The organism is Frankia sp. AgB1.9 (assembly GCF_016786355.1).
Classification (GTDB): Bacteria; Actinomycetota; Actinomycetes; order Frankiales; family Frankiaceae; genus Pseudofrankia.
Window position 1 is genome coordinate 1 of the sequence record NZ_JADWYX010000235.1, and the last position, 3,378, is coordinate 3,378.

1 protein-coding gene, 1 pseudogene and 1 riboswitch are annotated in these 3,378 nt (G+C 71.6%); of the genes and pseudogenes, one reads left to right on the forward strand and one right to left on the reverse strand.

What is annotated here, in order from left to right:
* Positions 1-201 (forward strand): annotated as a pseudogene (locus tag I6A60_RS42560) (hypothetical protein); the annotation flags it as partial.
* Positions 202-422: 221 nt separating this feature from the next.
* Here the strand turns inward: I6A60_RS42560 and I6A60_RS40610 are convergent.
* The gene (locus I6A60_RS40610) at positions 423-1,235 is read right to left on the reverse strand and encodes a transglycosylase family protein (protein ID WP_203017081.1); all 813 of its coding nucleotides are present in this window, start codon (positions 1,233-1,235) and stop codon (positions 423-425) included.
* A 39-nt stretch (positions 1,236-1,274) separates the two neighbouring features.
* Positions 1,275-1,586, reverse strand: a riboswitch (cyclic di-AMP (ydaO/yuaA leader).
* Positions 1,587-3,378: the final 1,792 nt, after the last annotated feature.

The window sequence follows — 3,378 nt, forward strand, 5'->3', positions numbered from 1 at the left end:
GACTCGGCCGCCGCCCGAGCCGCCCGGATCGGCCGGGCGTCCCGGGGTGGGCTGTCGCCCGAGGACTTCGCCGACGGGCCGCCCCCCCGCCCGGGGCCCCCCCCGCGGGGGGGGGGGGCCCCGGTTCGCGGCTGGTCCGGCTGTCCGACTGGAGCGGGAGCAGGGCTGTGGCCGTCCCACGTCCGGCTGGCCGCCGACTAGGTGGGGATGGGCTGGTAACCGGCCACGCGAGAGCCCATGACCGTTTGGGGGTTCGGCCGGGCGAAGGGGGCTCCGCGCTACCGGGTGCCCCCGGCCTCGGACGCCGGCGCCGTGCCTGTCCGAGAGGGACCTCGTTCGGCGGACGCGCTGGCGCGGCTCACGGCCGGCGGTCCGGGTCGGTCGTTCGGGGTCAGGCGGTCGGGGTCAGGCAGGCAGGGCGGCTAGGCGAAGGTCGCGGCCCAGGTCTGCGGGCCGACGACGCCGTCGACGGCCAGGCCCTTCGCGGCCTGCAGCTGCCGGGCCGCGGCAGCGGACACCGGGCCGTAGCTGCCGTCGACGGTGAGCGGGTAGCCGATCGCGGTCATCCGCTCCTGCCAGTGGGCGACGTCAGCGCGGTACTGGCCGACCAGCGCCGTCGTGAACGGCAGCTGTGCCGTCGTGTTGATCGCCGGCGCGACCAGGGAGGTTCTGTCGGCCGACCGGGAAGCCTGGGGCACCGCGGACGCGCTGGCACCAGGCGCGAGCTGGTCGGCGCCCATGCCGCGGCCACAGAGCGGCCATTGGCCGAATCCAGAACGCTGCGCCAACCGCAGCGCGGCCTCGTCCTGAACCGCCTGTGGTGCGCTACTCGGCAGTCCCGAATATCCCAGGCTCGCCCAGGTCCCCTGCGAGAACTGGTATGCGCCGTAATAACCGTTGCCGGTATTGGCGGAATAGTTTCCGCCGGACTCACACTGGCGCAGCTGCGCCCACGTTGAAGATGCGCTGGCGGGAGTCGCCACGGCGATTGCGCCGCCTACCGCCGCCACGATTACGGGCACCGCGGCGATGCCCCGTCGTATCCGGCGGGTTGGGTGGGTCAATGCCCGTCGGGGTTCCTTCCGGACCGGCGCGGCCGAGCGGCGCGACCGGTCTGGGGTGTCGGCGATCCGAGCGGTCGCCGGCCGGTGGTGCCTGGTGCTGGTGTCTCGCACGCTTGCGTTGCCGGCGTGAGCGCGGCAGGCCGTCGGCGGGGCGCAGTGCCCGCCGGACATGGGATGTCGGCCAGGGTTACGTGCTTCGGACATGGGTGGTTGCCCTTTCCCCACGCCTGCGAGGTGAGCTGTCGGGTTCGGGCTGGGAAGAGAATCGCCCGGCCGAATGACGTGTCCTTTTGCGTCCTCGAAAGCGCATGGAGCGCGCTCTCGACGACTGCGGAAGTCAGTCGGCTTCACCCCTAGGACGCCCTGGTGGGTTAGGCCCAGGCGCGGCACTCATGTGGCCGCGCGGGCGGATGCCCGATTCTTCCAGGATCTCTGGGTACGGCGTCCGGAGTCGGTTCCCCCGTTCCTGCCACTGGGTTCAAAACACATCGGGGCGGGGGCAGGATTCGGCGTGCCGCCCGATGGGTGCCTGACCTGTCGTCTGGCACGGCGAAGACCATAACCACATTCCTCGGCGTGGCGACAAGCATTGAATAGGGCGCGTGAAAAAGGACACACCCGCGTGTCGGTGCTTGAGGTCGATCTCAGGTGGTGTTAACGCGCGCGTACGCGCGCTCATCTGTTTCTATCGGGGTCGCCAACCGGTGTGTCGGCGCCCCGAGTCGACTATCGGAGGGCTGTCGAATTCGTCCCGCAACAGCCCGGATGAACCGGGATCGTGGCCCACACGCACAACTGCGTGGTCCGCCCGTCGCGCCGGAAAACAAACCTACGATTCTGCCGTCCGAGACGTCCGTTCGACGCGCCGATACCCGGATTGCGATCCTGGGCACATCTGTTCCGGCCATCCCGATATGTACACGAGGTAGTTGCGCGACTGCAGATTGCTGGCGATGCACCCGGCGTGTCGATCTTCGATCGGCGAGCCCGTGGCTCGTTCGTGGTCCGCTGACGGGGCGGCCAGTGGTCCGGTCGGGACGCAAGTGATCCGGACCCCGCACAGTGGGTCCGGGCCAGATGTGAGTGATCCGGGCCGAGTGCGGTGGTCCGCGTCGGACACGCGGGTCCGGGCCGGGCACGGTGTGATCCGGGACGGACGCGGGGGTCCGGGTCAGGCGCGGCGGTCCAAGTCGGGCGCGGCGGTCCGGGACGGGCACAGTGATCCGGGACGGGCACAGTGATCCGGGACGGGCACGGGGTCTGGGGCGGGCGCGGTGGTCCAAGTCGGGCGGGGTGGTCCGGGGCGGATACGGGGTCTGGGACGGGCGCGGTGGTCCCGGTCGGGCGCAGTGGATCTGTCGGGCCGGAGTTCAGGACGGGCAACGGTGACGAAGTGTCCATGAACACACATTTGGGCCACCCTTCGAAGGGCGGCCCAGTTGGGACGAACCCTGCGGCTCGGGCGGGCGTCCCTAGCCGAACCGGCGTCAGCGCGCCGGGCTGGGCCGGGCCCGACGGGCTCGCTGTGGATCTTGGCCGCCACGCCGCGCCCGTCACCTTCGTGCCAGTGATCGCCGTTTAGGCCCTGGGGTGGTCGGAAGAATTGCCTGATCACGACCACGCGAGGGTCGAAGCGGCGATCTTCGGCCGGCCTGGCCCGGCCCCTCGTGGATCATCGGGCCACGTCGGATGGCCCTGCCCAACCGGCGATCGCCGGCGACCGCTCGCGCCCGCCGAGGTTCATGATCGCGTTCCGGGCAGGGAAATCGGCGCTCGGCGGCCCGACTTGTGCCTTTTCTCCCTGCTCAACTGGCGATCATGGTCGGCCAGTGGTCGGGATTGACCGAAGATTCCCATTTGGGTGGGCAATCTGGCGTCCACGGGCCTCGATGAAGATCCACTAGTAGTCCCGCGCTGGCGGTGCGGACAGCGGTCCAGACGAGGCGTGGGTGGTCGGGGCTGGGCGCGGTGATCGGGGCCGGGCGCGGTGGTCCAAGCGGGCGCGGGTGGTTCCGGGCCGGGCACGGTGATCGGGGCGCGGGGCGCGGTGGTCCAGAGCGGGCGCGGGCGATCGGGGCCGGGCACGGTGATCCAGGGCGCGGGCCTGGGCGATCCGGGCCGGCGTCGTTGTCCAGGGCGGGCGCGGTGGTCCGGATCGGTGCGGTGGATCTGTCGGGCCCGGCGTTCAGGATGGGTAACCGCGGCGAAGTGTCCTTGAACACACATCGGGGCCGCCCTTCGAAGGGCGGCCCCGATGGAGGCGCACTGCGGCTCGGGCCGGGGGCCCCCCGCGCCCCCGGGGGGGGGGGGGCGC